Source organism: Pseudomonas sp. GL_139_B, from assembly GCF_057834475.1.
Genome location: NZ_CM174403.1, coordinates 4,184,382 through 4,203,040, shown reverse-complemented (window position 1 = coordinate 4,203,040; position 18,659 = coordinate 4,184,382). Strand labels below are relative to the sequence as shown.

General features: G+C 56.0%; 17 protein-coding genes. 9 read left to right on the top strand and 8 right to left on the bottom strand.

The annotated features are described in order from the left end of the window. Positions 1-32: 32 nt before the first annotated feature. Positions 33-1,487, bottom strand: coding sequence for a TrkH family potassium uptake protein (locus AC3ISI_RS19255; protein ID WP_489333343.1), 1,455 nt, complete (start codon positions 1,485-1,487; stop codon positions 33-35). Positions 1,488-1,802: 315 nt separating this feature from the next. Between AC3ISI_RS19255 and AC3ISI_RS19250 the strand changes: the two genes are divergently transcribed. Beyond that, positions 1,803-2,021, top strand: coding sequence for a hypothetical protein (locus tag AC3ISI_RS19250; RefSeq protein ID WP_489333342.1), 219 nt, complete (start codon positions 1,803-1,805; stop codon positions 2,019-2,021). A gap of 127 nt (positions 2,022-2,148) precedes the next feature. Here AC3ISI_RS19250 and AC3ISI_RS19245 read toward each other — a convergent pair whose 3' ends face one another. Together AC3ISI_RS19245 and AC3ISI_RS19240 are read right to left on the bottom strand one after the other, a co-directional pair. Then, a complete protein-coding gene (locus AC3ISI_RS19245) occupies positions 2,149-2,934 on the bottom strand; it encodes a transporter substrate-binding domain-containing protein (RefSeq protein ID WP_489333341.1) in 786 nt (261 codons plus the stop codon). 234 nt (positions 2,935-3,168) lie between these two features. Beyond that, positions 3,169-3,873: a murein L,D-transpeptidase catalytic domain family protein gene (locus tag AC3ISI_RS19240; RefSeq protein ID WP_489333340.1), complete on the bottom strand. Its 705-nt coding sequence runs from the start codon at positions 3,871-3,873 to the stop codon at positions 3,169-3,171. Positions 3,874-3,954: 81 nt separating this feature from the next. On the opposite strand from AC3ISI_RS19240, the gene AC3ISI_RS19235 reads away from it, so the two are divergent. Continuing rightward, on the top strand, positions 3,955-5,685 hold the full coding sequence (locus tag AC3ISI_RS19235) for a L,D-transpeptidase family protein (RefSeq protein WP_489333339.1): 1,731 nt from the start codon (positions 3,955-3,957) through the stop codon (positions 5,683-5,685). On the opposite strand, the gene AC3ISI_RS19230 is transcribed toward AC3ISI_RS19235, so the two are convergent. Further along, positions 5,686-6,690 carry an alpha/beta hydrolase gene (locus tag AC3ISI_RS19230; RefSeq protein ID WP_489333338.1) on the bottom strand — a complete coding sequence of 335 codons (1,005 nt, stop codon included), beginning with the start codon at positions 6,688-6,690 and terminating at the stop codon, positions 5,686-5,688. A 27-nt stretch (positions 6,691-6,717) separates the two neighbouring features. Then, entirely contained in the window at positions 6,718-7,185 is a 468-nt protein-coding gene (locus tag AC3ISI_RS19225; protein WP_489333337.1) for a hypothetical protein, read from the bottom strand. 250 nt (positions 7,186-7,435) lie between these two features. Here AC3ISI_RS19225 and AC3ISI_RS19220 point away from each other — a divergent pair, with 250 nt between their 5' ends. The 3 genes from AC3ISI_RS19220 (at position 7,436) to AC3ISI_RS19210 (ending at position 10,748) form a co-directional block, all read left to right on the top strand. After that, positions 7,436-8,842 (top strand): DUF1254 domain-containing protein, encoded by a 1,407-nt coding sequence (locus AC3ISI_RS19220; protein ID WP_489333336.1) that lies wholly within the window; start codon positions 7,436-7,438, stop codon positions 8,840-8,842. 186 nt (positions 8,843-9,028) lie between these two features. Continuing rightward, a complete protein-coding gene (locus AC3ISI_RS19215) occupies positions 9,029-9,823 on the top strand; it encodes an exodeoxyribonuclease III (protein WP_489333335.1) in 795 nt (264 codons plus the stop codon). A 112-nt stretch (positions 9,824-9,935) separates the two neighbouring features. Beyond that, positions 9,936-10,748, top strand: coding sequence for an arylamine N-acetyltransferase family protein (locus tag AC3ISI_RS19210; protein WP_489333334.1), 813 nt, complete (start codon positions 9,936-9,938; stop codon positions 10,746-10,748). 48 nt (positions 10,749-10,796) lie between these two features. Here the strand turns inward: AC3ISI_RS19210 and AC3ISI_RS19205 are convergent, their stop codons facing one another. Together AC3ISI_RS19205 and AC3ISI_RS19200 are read right to left on the bottom strand one after the other, a co-directional pair. Then, positions 10,797-11,129, bottom strand: coding sequence for a BrnA antitoxin family protein (locus AC3ISI_RS19205; RefSeq protein ID WP_489333333.1), 333 nt, complete (start codon positions 11,127-11,129; stop codon positions 10,797-10,799). A 3-nt stretch (positions 11,130-11,132) separates the two neighbouring features. Next, positions 11,133-11,414, bottom strand: coding sequence for a BrnT family toxin (locus AC3ISI_RS19200; RefSeq protein WP_489333332.1), 282 nt, complete (start codon positions 11,412-11,414; stop codon positions 11,133-11,135). 255 nt (positions 11,415-11,669) lie between these two features. Here AC3ISI_RS19200 and AC3ISI_RS19195 point away from each other — a divergent pair, with 255 nt between their 5' ends. The 4 genes from AC3ISI_RS19195 (at position 11,670) to AC3ISI_RS19180 (ending at position 16,710) form a co-directional block, all read left to right on the top strand. Beyond that, on the top strand, positions 11,670-13,187 hold the full coding sequence (locus tag AC3ISI_RS19195; RefSeq protein ID WP_489333331.1) for a nucleobase:cation symporter-2 family protein: 1,518 nt from the start codon (positions 11,670-11,672) through the stop codon (positions 13,185-13,187). A 314-nt stretch (positions 13,188-13,501) separates the two neighbouring features. Beyond that, positions 13,502-14,761, top strand: coding sequence for a SorA family sulfite dehydrogenase catalytic subunit (sorA, locus tag AC3ISI_RS19190; protein ID WP_489333330.1), 1,260 nt, complete (start codon positions 13,502-13,504; stop codon positions 14,759-14,761). Between the two features lie 9 nt (positions 14,762-14,770). Continuing rightward, positions 14,771-15,418, top strand: coding sequence for a SorB family sulfite dehydrogenase c-type cytochrome subunit (sorB, locus tag AC3ISI_RS19185; RefSeq protein ID WP_489333329.1), 648 nt, complete (start codon positions 14,771-14,773; stop codon positions 15,416-15,418). A gap of 818 nt (positions 15,419-16,236) precedes the next feature. Next, positions 16,237-16,710 carry a GNAT family N-acetyltransferase gene (locus AC3ISI_RS19180; RefSeq protein ID WP_489333328.1) on the top strand — a complete coding sequence of 158 codons (474 nt, stop codon included), beginning with the start codon at positions 16,237-16,239 and terminating at the stop codon, positions 16,708-16,710. Between the two features lie 446 nt (positions 16,711-17,156). On the opposite strand, the gene AC3ISI_RS19175 is transcribed toward AC3ISI_RS19180, so the two are convergent. Further along, positions 17,157-18,647: a DUF1254 domain-containing protein gene (locus AC3ISI_RS19175; protein ID WP_489333327.1), complete on the bottom strand. Its 1,491-nt coding sequence runs from the start codon at positions 18,645-18,647 to the stop codon at positions 17,157-17,159. Positions 18,648-18,659: the final 12 nt, after the last annotated feature.

Sequence of the window (18,659 nt, the reverse complement as noted above, 5' to 3'; positions counted from 1 at the left end):
CTGATTTCTCTGGGCCTGGCCATTGCTCGGCTTCAGAATCGCCAGAACGCCGGGGTCAGCAGCACCAGCACGGTAAGAATTTCCAGTCTGCCCAGCAGCATGCCGATTGTCAGTAGCCATTTCGCAGCGTCCGGCAACGTGGCGAAGTTGCCGGCCGGGCCAATGATCGTCCCCAATCCCGGGCCCACGTTGCAAACGGCCGTGGAAGCGCCGGTCAGCGCAGTGGTCCAGTCTAGACCGATCAATGCCAGGCCCGCCGCGATGCAGCCGATGGTGATGCTGAAAAAGAAAGAAAATGTCAGCAGCGACCTGACAATGTCTTCGTCCACTGGATGGTCGTTGTATTTTTTGGGGATGACTGCACGTGGATGGATCAATTGTTCAAGGTTGTTGCGCAGCAGCGAGTATGCCACTTGAAAGCGGAAGATCTTCAAGCCACCAGCAGTGGAGCCCGAGCAGCCTCCGACGAATGTCAGGTAGAAAAACAGCATCACGGAAAAGCTACCCCACGTTGTGTAGTCACCCAAGGCGACGCCCGTGGTGGTAACTACCGACGTCACGTTGACTGCGGAGATGCGTATAGCGTCCCACCAGGCAAAGTCGCTGTTGAAGTGCAACCAGGTCCCTAACACCAGCCAGGTGATGACCAGCAAGCCGACAAAACCCCGAACTTGTTGATCCTTGAACAGCGCCATCTTGTCGCCACGCAAGGTGGAGACATACAGCGTGAAGGGCATACTGCCAAGCATCATGATCACCACTGCGACCCAGTGGATCGCGGGTTGCGACCAATGTGCCAGAGAGGCATCGGAGGTCGAAAAGCCGCCGGTTGAAATCAAGGACATGGAATGATTGACGGCTTCGAACGAGGTCATCCCGACAAGCCAGAATGCTAACCAGCCCGCCAAGGTGATGCCGATATAGATGGCGAAAATATACTGTGCAGTCATATGCGAGCGCGACGTGACCTTATCCGACCAGTCAGAGGACTCGCTCTGAAACAGGCGCATGCCGCCGACCCGCAACAAGGGCAGAATGGCCACGGCCATGCCAATAAAACCGATGCCTCCCAGCCATTGCAACATCGAGCGCCAGATCAGCAAGCCGGGCGATGCGGTGTCCAGGCCCGTGATGACAGTGGAGCCGGTGGTGGTAATTCCCGACATGGTTTCGAAGAAAGCATCGGTGTAGCTGATTCGGTGCAGAAGCACCAACGGCAGAGCAGCGAAGGCGCAGATGACCACCCAACTGATCGTTGTCAGAAAGTACATGTGCCGTGCTCGCAGTTGTGTTTTCTCAAACTGGCCTTTGACGATCAACACCAAGCCGCAGGTGAAGGTAATCAGGCTCGACCAGAGAAAGGCGGGGACCCCTTCGTGACGGCCATAAATTGTTAATGTCAGTATGGGGATGGTCATACTCACGGCCAGGGCTATCAGAAATATCCCCAGGATGAAGCCGACAAGACGCAACACCGAGAAGGACATGTAGGAACTCTATCGGTTGATTGAGTACGATGAGTATCGGCGCTGTAGCTCATATTCGATGACACATTGGGTCGCATGAACGCCATCAGCTGAGCTTAGGGGCTGTTGGCGTTTCGAGCCAAAGGCGTGAATGAAAAAGAGCGAACCCGTGCAGGTTCCTGTCTGCCTGGAACACCCGTTTCCCCATCCAGTAACCGCCATACCTGAACCAATGCTGTCGCCACGTGATGTTTCATAATGTCCGCAGGGATTGCCGCCTAGGATGACAACTTAAGGTCGTATTGCCGCGCTTTCAAATCACAGGGGAACTCAAAAATGATCTCGAATCTCGTCAAAGTCGTGCTGATCGGTGGTGCGTTGTTGTTGAGCGCCTGTTCGGGTGTGAGCACCCATAGCGAATACTCGGAAGCCAACCTGCCGTCTGCTGGTTTTGGCCCGGGGCCCACCAACAACCCTAGTAAGATGAATTTCCATGGCAGCGCGCTTGGCAACAGTTTCGGCGAGTACAGTTCAGGTATGTTGCACGGCGATTAACGGCGGAAGTGTTTCCGCCGTTTTGAGTTTTGCCTGACGTGCCCTGCGCTTTTGGGGTGGCAACTGCTGCGCAGTCGGACGCAGGCTTCGCCATCTGCTACGGGAGATGGGTCGCGGCATATAGCGGCTATTTAGTCTCGGGTGTCGCTATCCATTGGCTCAGGACTTTTTGGTAATTGCCTGTCACCTTGGCCAAGTGCAGCCACTGATCGACATACAACTTCCAGGTGATGTCTTCGCGCGGCAGCAGGTAAGCCTTTTCCCCATATTGCATAAACTGACTTGGGTTAACCGCGCACAAACCGGGTTTGAGTTTCTGTTGGTAAAGCGCTTCCGAGGCATCGGTAATCATCACGTCAGCCTTTTTATCGAGCAGTTCCTGAAAGATGGTCACGTTGTCGTGAAGGCTCAGTTGCGCCTTGGGCAGGAAGGCGTGAACAAACGCTTCGTTAGTACCACCGGCCGGTTCAATCAGGCGCACTGAGGGCTGGTTAATTTGCTCGGCGGATTGGTAAAGCGCCTGATCTTCGCAGCGCACCAGCGGGATTTTGCCATCGATATCCAGTGTGGTGCTGAAGAAAGCTTTTTTCTGCCGTTCCAGGGTGACCGAGATCCCTCCCATGGCGATGTCGCATTTGCCCGCCAACATGTCGGGCATCAAGGTTTTCCAGGTGGTCTGCACCCATTCAGCCTTGACGCCCAGGCTGTCCGCCAATGACTGGGCCATAGCGATGTCGATGCCAGAGTATTCGCCGTTTTCGGCTTTGTAGGTGTAGGGTTTGTAATCGCCTGTGGTGCACACGCGAAGCTGGCCTTGCTGTATGACGCTGTCCAGATGAGAGGGGGCTGCCCGTATGCCAAACGATAGAACGAGCAAACCGCTGAGCATCATTGTGTTTTTAATGGTCTTCATTGTTCTCGGACTTTTAGATGGAATCTTATCGGCTAAGCGGTAACGCAGAGCCGCCTCCGAACGGATAATAAACACTAAATACCGCACGGGGTTTGAACAATGGTGCGTCTTGAAGTGAGGGGAGCACATGCCGTTATTCTCGGTCCGCCAACATGAAGTTGACGGCGAGACTAACGAATGCGGCCTTTCCGGAGACTGAGGGGGGATTACCGCTTTGGCAGGTTTATGCGCTGTTCACTTGCGAATGGTTTGTTTGGACGCCGACGCGACGGTCTCACTTCCACAATTGATGTAAGACGAAGTCTTCAACCACCGCTGATCCGGATAATAAGAAAACAACAACTGCCCATCTTTCATCGAATCAATCAACTGATGCGCAATCGCCGGCCTGACTGCCGGGCAACCGAGGCTTCTACCTATCCGGCCATTCACGCGGGCCAGCATTGGGCTGACATACGGGGCGCCGTGAATCACGATCGCCCGGTCAAACGCGTTGTCGTTGAAGCCCGGCTCCAGGCCTTCCATGCGCAATGAGTAGCCGTTTTGCCCGACATAACTTGACTGTGTGCGGTACAAGCCGAGACTGGTGGCGAAGCTTTCGTTTTTATTGGAGAAGTTAACGGCCATGTTCTCGCCGCTGTTTCGACCGTGGGCCACCAGTTCATGGAACAGTAATTTGCGTTTCTTTAGATCGAACACCCACAGTCGTTGTTCGGTCGAAGGCAGGGAATAGTCGATGACAGCAAGCCTTTGGACAGGGGCTGCGCCTTGAACGATGCTGCATGTTGAAGCGCGGACCGCGAGGTCAATCATCTTGGCGTTGGCACCGGGCGCGGCTTTGATGAGGGCGTCGGCAAGCGAATCGGCGTAAGCTGATGGTACGGACATTGCAGTCAGTAACAGGGCCGCGATTGGAAGGCCAAAACGTAGTAACGCCATATAGATGTCTCATCATGTTAAGTTCGAGTCTAGCAGTGTGCGGGAAGCTCGCTGGTGAATCCGGGAGATTAAGGATTATCTATGGTGCAATTAACAAGGTTATTCGTCATAAGCCGCATATTTTTTATGGGCTTTCTGATCAGCGGTGCAGCAGTCGCCGAAACCTCGCCGATTGAGCCGGTAACTGCGCCAAGCACCGTTATGGACGCTGCACCGGACGACTACGTTGCTCAAACGATTCAGTCCTCGCTTGAGCCGATGAGAACCGCGTTTCCACCATTGCTCACGTCGAAGCGCAATCGGCGGGTAGATGTCAGCCATCTGGTCATGGATTTTTATACCCATCGCGCCTATCGCGCGGCGTGGACGAATGACAGCGACGTTGAGCAGTTGATCAAAAGCTTGAACGACACCCAAACCGACGGTTTGAACCCGGCAGATTTCCATATTGAAGAAATTGTCCGGACTCAGCCTTCGGTACAGGCCTTGACGGCCACGACTGAGCAGCGGGCAGCGTTTGATATCGCAACCACACACACCTTCATTACAGCGCTGCAGCAATTGCGCCGAGGCAAGGTCGACCCTTCGCGGCTCGATAAATTCTGGAATTTCGACTCAAACGGCATCGATTCCCGTGACGACTTCAACGCGTCTTTCGCTGCTCTCGACACTCACGACGTGGCGAGTGCTTTTGCTCAGGCGCCACCGCAAGAAGCGGTGTATGTCAGTTTGCGTCAGGCATTGGCGCAACTGCGTGGTATTCGGGATAGAGGCGGCTGGCCGAAAGTGGCTGTGGACCATTCGCTCAAACCCGGCATGGACGAACCCGCGGTCGCACAATTGCGTGCGAGGATGGTCGCGGCAGGCTTTCTTGATCCGCGATTGGGCCGCGGCACGAAATACGACGGGGCCGTTACCGCAGCGGTGAAGAAATATCAGACCGAGCAATACCTGGGCGCGGATGGAGTGGCGGGGACGACTACGCTGGAGGCGCTGAATGTGCCTGTTGAGGCGCGTATCGACCAGGTTCGGGTGAACATGGAGCGGGCGCGCTGGCTGCTTTATAAACTGAAGGGCACTTTCGTCATCGTCGATATTGCTGGCTACAAGGTTGCGATGTACCGAGATGGTAAGCCGATCTGGCGATCCCGCGTGCAGGTGGGTAAAGCGGCTCGAAATACACCGATTTTTCAGGCGCAGATCACTTACATCACGTTTAACCCGACCTGGACTGTACCGCCGACGATCCTCAGAGAAGACGTACTTCCAAAAGTTAAAGCGAATCCAGGCTACCTGGCCAGCAACCGGATACGAGTACTTGATCGAGAAGGTAATGTGCTCGACCCGTCATCCGTTGACTGGAGCAATCCGCGTGGGCTCACCCTGCGCCAGGATGCCGGCCCTGACAGCTCGTTGGGCCAAGTGGTGATCCGCTTCCCCAATGACTATGCGATTTACCTCCACGACACACCGCACCGCGAGTTGTTTGCCAAAACTGTGCGTGCGACCAGTTCGGGGTGCATCCGCGTAGAGAACCCGCTGCAACTGGTTGAGCTGTTGTTCAATGACCCGGTTAAATGGAACAGCGCTGGTATTCAAAAACAATTGGCCAATGGCAAGACCCAGAACATCTCGCTTCCGGTGAAAGTGCCGGTGTTGTTGGCGTACTGGACGGTCGATCTGGAGAGTGACGGGCGAGTGGCATTCAAGCCCGATGTGTATGGCTACGATGCGCCGGTGTTGCGGGCATTGAACCGGCCTTCGCCATTGCCGGTGCTGGATTTGCATGCGGCACTAGGGGCGGGCGGGTAACTAGGTTTTCAAGACAAAGTCATTTTTACTGACCCAGATCCGGGTCGGAATGGAGTTGCGGTCGATTTGCCCTTGCAGGGTATAGGCGAGATCGTCGTACCAGACGGGATCCTCCAGGTACCAGGAGTGGGAAATCATGCCGTCGATGATCTTGAATGTTCTTTCGGGTACAGCCTTGTAACGCGGTCCGCAATCAACGTCGACGGCCTTTTCGTGCGCCGGCGTATCAGCCGGCATGCCAACGCGTCCGACGCGTGAGCTGATGTCTATGTTTTTGACATTTGAAACGGCCAGCGCTTCATCGTAACCACTGAAGTAGTTGGTCAGTCGGCCGCAGTGGTTGAAGATCGGAATCATGTCCGAGTTGTTTAGCTCAAAGCACTCTGAAGATATATCCGCCGCAAACAACACCAGTTGACCGATGCGCCAGTCATTGGCCAGGTCCGCATTGCGAGTTTTATCGACTGCGCGTACCGCCTCACGCACCACGAAGGCGCCCATGGAGTGGGCCATGATGTGGATGTTTATGGGGCAGTCTTTTAGCGTGTAGTTGGCGAACGGGATAATGCCGCCGGTCACTAACAGCGTGGCTGCTTTCTGAGCTTCGGAGCGGTCATACAGATACAGTTCAGCGCTGCCTGCACTGGGCCAATCGAAGCCAATGACCATGCAGTTGTAGTTGCGTTTTTTCAGTTCGCTCTCGACCAGTCGTTGGCGCTTGAGTGCTTCTATTGAATCGGTGTTGTAGCCATGAACGAAAAAAACAATATCCAGTTCATTTCCGGGTTTGGTGCCTGGAGGGTTCGCTTGTTGGACGATCAGATCCAGCCACTGTTTGACGGTACTGACCTGATCCGAGGGGGCGGGTTCGGTGGCGCCACTGGACACTTTCAAATATGAAACGGCGCCGGTGCGATTACCGAAACTGTTCTGACCAGACACTTTGGCGCGTGTGCTCAAAACAAAACTATCCATGCCTGTTGTCCTGTGCTGTTGATCGAACACACTCGAGGGTCGAAAAGAAGATTAGCCTCAAAGCTCCAAACCTTCCTGAACAACCGAAAGCAAATTGTTCTCCGTCAGCGCAACCGCATCCAGTTGTTGTCCTGCCTGCTCAATGGCCTGTAACCACCAATGCGTCTCGCCATGCTCGCCGACGGTACGCAGCAAGGCGAGCTCCTGGCCTTTGGAATGAATCTCTACACGGCCCTCTCCATCGCCGGTGAAGCGCGCGACGGGGTCGAAAGTCAGGGTGTGGCGATTACCTTCGATCAGCAGTTGGTCGATGGCATAGTCAAATGTTCCCCCCTCCGGATCGCTCTCGCATACATGTGTGGGGTTGTGACGCAAAACCAGACCGACCTCCATCATCGGCAGCAGCCACTGCTCGATCTGGCGATACAGCTCGTAAACCTGGATCGGCCAGCTGTCGATCGCCTGTTCGGCGCGGGTTGCCCCAGTGTATTTCAACTTCGTGGCGAGCTCGTCTGCCTTACTCATGTCGATTCCTTATCATGATGTAAATGTAATCGTAGCTCCTTCAGCGTTACCCGGGTTTGCCTTGGGTCATGCCCACAGGTCAATTCATTCCGTTGTTCGCGCGCATTAACGACCATTGAGTGCTATTTCAGGCTTGCAGTACCCCGACAACCGGTCGTCCGCCTGTCAGTTCTTACTGAGTCGATCGTCTAGAGTTCCGGTAGCTCTGCCGAACCCGGCGGCGCTCCCCATCGCAAGGACGATCGCCTAAATGTTGATTACTCAAGCATTGACAGCCGTTGCTCTAACGCTTGCGGCTGCGGCCGTTTTTCCCCTGGCCAGCCAGGCTCAACCGAAAGTCACGCCCGAAGAAGCGCATGCCATTGGCGTTGAGGCCTACCTGTATTTTTATCCGCTGTTGACCATGGACATCACCCGCAAGCAGTTCACCAACATCGAACCCGGTAAGGAGTTCGGTAAAGGCCCGATGAACATGTTTGTGAGTGTGCCGCAGTACCCGCCCGCGAGTTTCAGGGGTGTGGTGCGGTCGAACTTCGATACGTTGTATTCCATCGCCTGGCTCGACTTGACTAAGGAGCCATTGGTGATTTCCGCGCCGGACACGGCGGGGCGCTTTTATCTGTTGCCGATGCTCGATATGTGGAGCGACGTTTTTGCGTCGCCCGGTTGGCGCACGACCGGCACGCAGGCCAGTCAGTTTTTGGTGACACCGCCGGGCTGGACCGGAACGGTACCGGCTGGACTGAGCCAATTGCAAGCGCCGACGCCTTTCGTCTGGATCATCGGCCGGACCAAGACTGACGGGGAAGCCGACTACGCGGCAGTGCACAAAATTCAGGCGGGCTACACCGTGACGCCATTGTCGCAGCTGGGTAAAAAAGCTGAGCCGGTCACCGTGAAAATCGACTCGACGGTGGACATGAAAACGCCGCCGAAGATTCAGGTCGATACGATGTCGGTGGCCAGTTACTTTGCCTACGCCGCCGAGTTGCTCAAAGTGAATCCGCCTCATCTCACCGACCAGCCGATTCTGGCGCAGATGCAACGCATCGGTATCGAGGTGGGCAAATCGTTCGACATCGAGGCCCTGGATCCGGCCGTTAAAGCCGCGCTGCAAACCGCGCCCGAAGAAGCGCAAACGCTGATGAAGTGGAAGGTTGCCACGCTCGCTCCGGTGGTCAACGGATGGGCGATGAACACCGACACCATGGGCGTCTATGGTAACTACTACCTCAAGCGCGCGATCGTGGCGCAGGTCGGATTGGGAGCGAACTTGCCCGAGGATGCCATTTATCCACTGAACATGGGCGATGACCAAGGCAAGCCGCTCGATGGGGCCAACAAGTACGTGCTGCATTTCGATAAGGGTGAAGCGCCGCCGGTGAACGCTTTCTGGTCGATCACGTTGTACGATCCGGAAGGGTTCCAGGTGGGCAATACACTCAACCGCTTTGCGGTCAGCAGCTGGATGCCGTTCAAGACTAATGCCGACGGTTCGCTGGATATCTATTTCCAGAATGAAAGCCCCGGCAAAGACGTTGAGGCCAATTGGCTTCCTGCGCCCAAAGGTGCGTTCAACTTGACCATGCGCTTGTACGGCCCGAAATCCGAGGCGTTGACCGGTAGGTGGAGCCCACCCGCAGTCAAACGCCTGTGACGATCGAGTGGCGAAAACGGGCTATGAATTGCTTCATGGCCTGTTTTTACTCATTGAGCTGCCGGGTTCGCCCCCGGCATACGGCCGCCCTGGTACCTTTACTCGCCTGCAGCGTTAGCCACGGCAACTGTCGTCTCGCAATTCTGTCACAAGCGGATACCGCCAATCCGAAGCGAGCGTCGGACCATGAAGAACTTGAAAATCGCCACGTTCAATGTCAACGGCCTGCGCGCGCGTCTTCCCAATCTACTGGCGTGGCTAGAGCGGGAAAAACCGGACATCGCCTGTTTGCAGGAACTCAAGTCGGTCGACACGGCTTTTCCAGCTGCTGAGCTTGAAGCGGCCGGTTACGGCGCCATCTGGCAAGGCCAGTCATCGTGGAACGGGGTGGCGATCCTGGCGCGAGACGCGCAACCGTTGGAGAGTCGACGCGGTTTGCCGGGTGACGACACCGATACCCACAGTCGCTATCTGGAAGCGGCGGTGCACGGCGTATTGGTCGGGTGTCTGTACCTGCCCAATGGCAACCCGCAGCCGGGGCCGAAGTTCGATTACAAACTGGCATGGTTCGAGCGACTGATCGCCTACGCCAAGGATCTGCAAAGCAGCGAGCATCCGGTGGTGCTGGCCGGTGATTACAACGTAGTGCCCACAGACCTGGACATCTACAACCCGCGCTCCTGGCTCAAGGATGCGCTGCTGCAACCGCAAAGCCGCGCGTGTTATCAACGTTTGCTGGATCAGGGCTGGACTGACTCCTTGCGTCATCTGTACCCGGAGGATCGGCTTTACACCTTCTGGGATTATTTCAGACAGCACTGGCAGAAAAATTCTGGATTGCGCATTGATCACCTGTTGCTGAACCCGGCGCTTAGCCCCTATCTGCAAGAGGCCGGTGTTGATGCCTGGGTGCGCAATGAGCCGCATGCCAGTGATCATGCGCCGACGTGGATTCGTGTGAGCTCGCGCAAGCGACATTGACATTGATGAGAGCGGTGATTGGCGAAATCAATTGTCAGTTGCACTGCTTTATCCCTTATACATGGCGACCATCGGCGGAGAGATCCGCGGCCCCATGCATAAGGACTGAGCAATGAGCGAGCCACGCCTGACCCACCTTGCGTTGTATCTACAGCGTCTGGGCTTCGACACGCCCCCGGCGCCGACCCTGGAAACCCTACGCCAGCTGCAACTGCGCCATACCGGTGAATTCGCGTTCGAAAACCTCACTACGTTGTCGGGCGAACCGGTGCTGATCGACTTGCCGTCCATCGAGCAAAAAGTCCTGTACGACGGTCGCGGTGGTTACTGCTACGAGCTCAACAATCTATTCTTGGCGTTGCTCCAGGCATTAGGCTTCCATGCTCGCGGCATCACCGGCCGGGTGGTGATGGGCCAGCCCGAAGGCGCATGGACCGCTCGCACGCACCGCTTGAGCCTGGTCACGCTGGACGGCGTGCGTTACATCACTGACGTCGGCTTCGGCGGCATGGTTCCCACTGCACCGTTGATGCTCGATACCGAAGCCGAGCAACTCACCCCCCATGAACCGTATCGCATTGAACGGCATGAAGACGGCTACACCCTGCGCGCGAACGTCGGCGGCGAGTGGCGGGCGATGTACATCTTCGACCTGCAACGCCAGGAAGACATCGATTACACCGTCGGCAACTGGTACGTCTCGACCCATCCCGAGTCGTCGTTTGCCAGGCAACTGATGGTTGCCCGGACCGGGGAGGGCTGGCGCCGTACGCTGAACAACGGCAGTTTTGCGCTACACCGGGTCGGTCGCGAAAGCGAACGGCGGCAGGTGGAGGATGTAGATGAGTTGATCGAGGTGCTGAAGGTCGAGTTCAGGATTCGGGTTCCGGAGCATGAGGGGTTGAAGAAGGTGCTTGATCGGTAGGTCCGCTCAAGCTAAGCCAGTGCTTTTTGAGTCTTCACGGGCGGGAGCTCAAGGCATCATCACTCGATGGATTTCACTGAGCGCCTCGGATAATTTTTTCTCGAGGTTCTTCAGCTCTCGCGCAGTTATCCCTTCTTTGAAATGTCCGACATTTGCAATAGCAGTGCGTTGATCGAGCTCGGCGGCTGTTTCCTTGTGATTGAGCAACGCCTGACGCAAGGTGTTATTGATCACTGTCTGATAGCCAAATCCCTCACTCTCGGCGAGTGAGCGAGCCGCCTCTATGACGGCATCGTCGAGCATGATGGTGATTCTGGTTTTGCCTTTGCTGGAGGCAACAGCCCCGCGCTTGGCATTGCTGAAGTCGTATTCGTCTTTCATCGGTCAATCCTCCATGTACCGTCGGCGCTCGTTTTTGGTCGCGGTGCGCGCGGAAATTATTCGAACGAAATTCGGATCTCGATAGGTATACGCAACGACCAGCAAGCGACCCTTGGCATCCAGCCCCATGATGATCCATCGTTGTTCATCATGGTGGTGGTCCTGGAGCGTAAGCGCTCGCTCGTCACAGAAAACCGGCTCTGTTTCTGAAAGGCTGATGCCTTGGTGCTTTAATTTGTTGGCTGCGTTTTTTGCCTTGTGAAACTGAATTTCGAATGGCTTCATTATGCATACTTTATATGTATAAGCGAGAGGCGACCGTGCCGGCGGTCACTGAGAATGCCAAAGCCTAGTGGGGAATGAGGAAGGGCCGCGTCAGGATGTATTTCAAAATTTTTGAGGGGAGGAAAGCCGCACAGCTAAGGGTGAAATGACCAACTGGTCATAATTTGAGTGACAAGTTGTATACAACTCTATAGACATTTGTCCTATGTCTTGAATACAGTGTGCGCATAACAAAAACCAGGGAACCCCCCAACCATGAAAACGCCCCATGTTTCACACCAACGGCCTGAAGATGAAAATCTTGGGATCGGCGCGAATATGGCTTACGGCCTGCAACATGTTCTGACCATGTACGGCGGCATCGTCGCCGTGCCTTTGATCATCGGTCAGGCGGCCGGCCTCTCGCCAGCGGACATCGGTTTGTTGATTGCTGCTTCATTGTTTGCAGGGGGGCTGGCGACGTTACTCCAGACCCTTGGTTTACCGTTTTTCGGTTGTCAGTTGCCGCTGGTACAGGGCGTGTCGTTCTCTGGCGTCGCGACCATGGTGGCGATTGTCAGCAGTGGCGGGGAGGGCGGATTTCAGTCGATTCTCGGGGCGGTGATTGCCGCATCGTTGATTGGCTTGTTGATCACGCCGGTGTTCTCGCGCATCACCAAGTTCTTCCCACCGCTGGTCACGGGCATTGTAATCACCACCATCGGCCTGACGCTGATGCCGGTGGCGGCACGCTGGGCCATGGGCGGCAACAGTCACGCCCCGGACTTCGGCAGCATGGCGAACATTGGCCTGGCGGCGGTGACGCTGATGTTGGTGCTGCTGCTGAGCAAGATCGGCAGCGCGAGCATCTCTCGATTGTCGATTCTGCTGGCGATGGTCATCGGCACAGTCATCGCGGTGTTCCTTGGTATGGCGGACTTCTCCTCTGTTACTGAGGGCCCGATGTTCGGCTTCCCGACGCCATTCCATTTCGGCATGCCGACCTTCCACTTCGCCGCGATCCTGTCGATGTGCATCGTGGTGATGGTGACGCTGGTGGAAACCTCGGCGGACATCCTCGCCGTCGGTGAAATCATCGGTACCAAAGTCGACTCCAAGCGTCTGGGCAACGGCCTGCGCGCCGACATGCTGTCGAGCATGATCGCGCCGATCTTTGGTTCGTTCACCCAAAGCGCCTTCGCGCAGAACGTCGGCCTGGTGGCGGTGACCGGGATCAAGAGCCGCTTCGTGGTCGCCACGGGTGGTTTGTTCTTGGTGATTCTCGGCTTGCTGCCCTTCATGGGGCGGGTCATCGCGGCGGTGCCGACGTCTGTCCTTGGCGGTGCCGGTATCGTGCTGTTCGGCACTGTGGCGGCCAGTGGTATTCGTACGCTGTCCAAGGTTGATTACCGCAACAACGTCAACCTGATCATCGTCGCCACCTCCATCGGTTTCGGCATGATCCCGATCGCTGCACCGAATTTCTATGACCACTTCCCAAGCTGGTTCGCGACCATCTTCCACTCGGGCATCAGCTCGTCGGCGATCATGGCGATCTTGCTGAATCTGACCTTCAATCACCTCACGGCCGGTAACTCGGATCAGCAGTCGGTGTTCGCGGCCGGCACTGAGCGTGTGCTGCGTTATCAGGATCTGGCAGCGTTGCGTGAAGGGGATTACTTCAGCGAAGGCAAGCTGCATGACTGCGACGGGAAAGAAATACCGGTGGTGGAGGTGGACCACGAGCATGGAGAACCGCGTGCGGCGCATACGAAAAGCAGTGAGCATGTCTGACAACACTCAATGCATGGAAATATAAACAAGGCGTCCTTCGGGACGCCTTTTTTATGTGCGCCCCAATTCGGTTTGACGGCGGTGCTGACCAAAGTGTCTTCGACGCGTCTCTTGGGATGCCGCACGTGCCGGCTGCCTCTGTCGTCAAATGTTAAGTCTCTGACGTCAAATGAAAAGCGGTCCACTTATCCGTGACGATACTGGCGTCGCTACCGAAGTCGAAGCAAAACCCCGTTACACATCGAGTCCGATGCCTCCGCGCCTTGGCGGGGCTGTCAGTTGCATCTCAGTAAAACAATTATAGAGAGCGCAGAATGAAGTTCAGTTTTATAGATAACAGCAAGCCCAGTCGCCGGCGCGTTCTACGCGATGCCTTCACCCTGGCAGTGGCGGCCTCTCCATTGGCAAGCCTCGCCAAGGCAGCCGACGAAAACAAGACGGCCGACGAAACCGCCGAAGAAGTAACCTTTGCTGCTGGTCCACGGCCGCTGGTGCAGTATCCGCAAAAACGCCCGTTGACCTTGGTCACCACTCGCCCTCCGCACCTTGAGACGCCGTTTCCTGTCTTCAACGAAGGGCCGATCACGCCCAATGACGCCTTTTTCGTGCGTTACCACTTGGCCAATTTCCCTACCAGCATTGATCCGGATACTTACCGTTTGACGATCAAGGGGGCGGTCAACACGGCGCTGTCGCTTTCCCTGGCAGAACTCAAGGCTCTCGCCGAACCGGTAGAGGTGGTGGCCGTCAATCAGTGTTCGGGTAATAGCCGTGGCTTCTCGATGCCGCGTGTGTTTGGCGCTCAGTTGGGCAATGGTTCAATGGGTAATGCCCGCTGGGTGGGAGTACCGCTCAAGGCGGTATTGGAAAAGGCCGGTGTGAAAGCCGACGCCAAGCAAGTGACCTTCCGTGGGTTGGATAAGCCCGTGCTGCCAAGCACGCCGGAGTTCATCAAGGCCCTGGACATCAACCATGCGATGGACGGTGAGCCCATGATCGCTTGGTCGATGAACGGAACCGATCTGCCATTCCTCAACGGCTACCCGATACGTCTGGTGGTGCCAGGCTATTTTGGTACGTACTGGGTCAAGCACCTGAGTGAAATCGAAGTCGTCGACCATACCTTCGACGGTTTCTTCATGGCTAAAGCTTACCGCGTTCCGGACAACGATTGTTTCTGCATCACCCCCGGCACCACTGCGGCACAAACCCAGCCGATTTCCAAGTTGGCGGTACGCAGTTTCATCACCAGCGTTAAACATGGCGATGTATTGCCGCTGAAAAAAAACGTGGTGCTCAAGGGCATTGCGTTCGACGGCGGTGTTGGCGTGAACAAGGTGGAAATCTCGATCGACGGTGGAAAAAACTGGCGCGAAGCCAAGCTTGGGCAGGACCTTGGCCGTTTCTCCTTCAGAGAGTGGACGTTGCCGATCACCTTTACCAGCAAGGGCGCCACACAATTGATGGTGCGAGCCAGCAACAGTGCGGGCGAGACGCAACCGCTGCGAGCCGATTGGAACCCTAGTGGCTATCGCCGCCACGTCGTAGAAACCAGCCACGTGACTGTCGCCTGAGGGGCCCGCATGAAACTCATGAAACGCATGACCACCTTGCTGTGCGCGGCTCAGGTTTGTTTGGCTGTCTCGGTTAGCGCCGCGCCTCTGTCGATCACGTTGCCGCCGGAAACGGCTGTGCTCAAGCCTAATGCGCTGCCTGGCTATCAGTTGGCCCAGCAGAAATGTGCCACCTGCCACTCCGCTGATTACATCAACTTCCAGCCTCCTGGCATGAGCCTGGCGCAGTGGACCGCAGAAGCGGGCAAGATGCAGAAGGTGTATGGAGCTCCGATCAGCGATCAGGATGTGAGCATGATCGGCGCCTACCTGGCGGTGACCTACGGCAGTGCCCAGGCGAGCGATGCCGATGTGCAGACGGCCTCGAACCCGTCGGCCAGCCAACCTCCGGCGGCGCCTGTCGCAAAACTCGATGCCATGGCTTTGCTCCAGAACAACTCCTGTCTGTCCTGCCACGCGATCGATCATAAGGTCGTAGGCCCGGCCTATCACGATGTGGCTGCCAAGTACGCCAAAGATCCACAGGCGCAGGCCAAGGTAACGTCCAGCATTCTGCATGGCGGTACTGGCAAATGGGGGGATATCCCGATGCCGCCTTTCGCGCAGTTAAGCCCGGACGATCTGCAAACCCTGACTACGTTTATATTGAGGCAGTAAGTTCAGTCCCGGCTCAGCTGAACTCAGCCGGGAACCTACTCTCTGACGGCTGTATCCACCAAAGTCCGACGAAATGCCAGAAACGAAAAAACCCGCCTGAAAAGGCGGGTTTTTTGTGATTTCAGAGATTTTGAAGCCCTCTCTGGAACCTTGTATGGCTCCACGACCTGGAATCGAACATGGCACCTGTAGGCCGCATAGATACAGGAAAATTCCAAGATTAAAATAACGGCGTACCCCTTCACGTACCCCTAAAAAAGAAAGTACTGCGAGGCGACGTATGGTCAGCAGCATCTAGGCATACGCATCGTGCTACTGATCCTTTGACCAATGGTTCGCCGTAGTACCCGCTCCGCCAGATCAGCATCCGCGATACAGGTGATACCGCGCTCGTTCAGGGTGAACAGTGACTCGGAAAGGCGTCCCTCATTGCGAGCCTTAATGATCGCGGCCTTCGATATGCCAACGCGGCGGGCGATCTCACTGATAGTGCATTGCATAACACTTCACCTCGCGGCTACTTTCTGGAAGCGTATCTCAGATGATAGCTTTTTCGTATTGCGAGACTTGGCGCGGGCTAAGTCCTAACTAATTTCAATGAAATAATCCCTAACATAATTGGCCATCCGTGCGCGGCAACAACCCAGTCATGTTGCCGGTCAACATCGGCTGAAATAGGCCGATTGTTTCCTGCCGCCAAGGGCTGCAGACCCAAAGCAGCCACTCAGTTGTTCCTATGGAACCTGAGATCGTTTATTTCCGATTTTTACCAGGTATGGCAGACTCCTCGTTTTTCGCGGACGCCTTACGAGTAAACTATGGAGATTCGCCAGTTCAGAATCGGGGATGAGACTGCGTTGTTTCAAGTTTTTTACTCTGCCATCCATAAAGTCGCGTCACGCGATTACACTGCCGATCAAATCGATGCTTGGGCCCCTGCTGATCTTGATCAGGCGCTTTGGGCGGAGCACCTCCGAAATCTCCGCCCGTTCGTCGCCGAGTCAGACGGGAAAATAGTGGGCTATGCCGACATTCAACCGAACGGCTACATCGACCACTTTTTTGTGTCGGGTACTCGTCCTCGGCAAGGAATAGGCACCTTACTCATGAACCGAATTCATGAAGAAGCCAGGTTTCTTGGCATTGACGAACTAACTTCAGATGTCAGCATGACGGCTGAACCGTTCTTTGAATTGCACGGTTTTCATGTAGTGCGACGAGGATTTCCGATCCGTCGGGGTATAACGCTTCAGAATGCATTGATGCAGAAAAACCTAAAATGCGGCGCATGAATGCTCGGGTTGGATCAGCGACCACTTCGGGTAACCTAAAGTCCTTAGCGACAGGCAACTATGGGTCGGTTAGCGACGGCCTGACTTCGACCGTCGCTATGCATAGTCAAACCTCAGTCTGTTCCGCCATCTCCAAGGCGTCATCGACCTCGATCCCATAATCGAATGGTGCTCTCCAGCTTCGTATGGCTGACCAGCAGAAGCTTATGAGTAAATGGGCACGACCTGGCGCGGTGGAAACCTCAGCTCTGCGAATCAGTCTAGTGCACCTTGATGTTGCATTTAACTGACGACCGCTCTTGGCCGTTTTCTACCTATCGCGACAGGCAATAGTCGACCCAGAGCTGCCGGTGACCATTGGATAAATCCGAATAGATAAATCTATCGAACTTCCCCAGAAACGATATGAGCGCTCCTACGCTCATATCACCGAGTTGCATTTATGGTTACTGCTTCTGAAGGTCTCCAGGCTTCCATGCCTTGTCGAAGAAAGCCTTGGTCGGGCCATACAACCGCAAGATCACGAAAAAGCCTTTGCCTGGCAAAGTACGAATCCAGTTCTTGCCTTCGCCCGGTGAATCCGGTCCGAAGTGTACGTCGATCGACCCGTCGGCATTCACCAGTGGCTTGTCCATGGTGTTCAACGACGGGAACGGCTGGCCGTTGTCCACGCCAGAAGCCGTGATGGAGTCATACACCGTCACCGACCAGAACAACGCCGCGGGAATGCCTTTGGGCAGGTTCACCGTGTACGCGTTGCTACCCGAGAGAAACTCGCCCTTAGCATCGACGAACGTGGCCGGGTACTTGGCCCCGACGTTTTCCATGTTGACCGCCATGCCCGGGCTGGCCGAATAGGCATTGGTGAAGAAGCCGGTGCGCGGGTCAATGTAGTTGAAGGTGTCGGCGGTGAAGGTCGCGTTGCCCGGGAAGACGTTCAGCCACTTGCGGTCCGGATACCAGGTGCCATTGGTGACGATGGTTTGCGGGGTGTAGGAAGTGGCGTGGCCCATTTTGCTCGCGGTTTTCGCGGCCTTGTCGAGCAGGTCGCGAGTTGCCGCGTCCGGCTGGAACGGCTTGCCCTTGATGATGCCCAGGGCGGCAAGCATGCCGCGCATTTCCATGTCTTGCGGATCGACATATTCTTGGTCGATAAACCGCGACAGCATGTCGAACGCGCTGCCATTGGTGGGGTAGAGCATGTTGATCGGCGTTTTCGAGGCGTTGGGGAACTCCATCTTTTTCGCCGTGGCTTCTTTGCCCAGCGGATAGATGCGTGTCTGTTCCATGAGCGTGACCGGTGCTTCCAGCTGTTTCGGGTCCTTGAAGAAACCACGCCAGAACACAAACACGTTGTAGGTGCGCGAACGGTAGGTCAGGTAGCCGGGAGGCACCTCACCCTTGTAATCCGGCGGCAGTACTAGGTACTTGGCACCCTTGCCTTTGTCCGGTCCTGGCAAGCCGACGTCGCCGCACCACTGGCGGCCTTCGATCTGGCCTTCGGAGCAGATCGGGCGCTGGAAGAAGTCGTCGAGAATGCCCTGCATGCCCGGCGGCACTTCGATCACCATCGGCCCGTCCTGCTTCAGGTCCAGGTAACCCATGGCGTAGATCACGTCGGAGTTGGGCGTGGTCACTAGGGTCTTGGCGTTAAGGCGGTCCTTCCAGATCGGCAGCACGTTGTAGCCGGCGCCGAAGGTTTTCTCCGAGGCTTCCTTCATGGCGTACATGTTCAGTGCCGGCAGTGCCCAGATGTAGGACTGCACGGCGCGCTGGAACAGCAGTTCATTCTTGAGCTGAGCCACGCCTTCGAGGGTTGGATAACCGCCGGCGAAGGGCAGGTCGGCTAATTGTTCATAGTGCGTGGCTGCCTGGGCGCCGAGGCTGACCGAAACGGCTAGGGCCAGTGCGGTCAGCGTTTTGCTGGCTGCGTTCATCGTCGAAGTCCT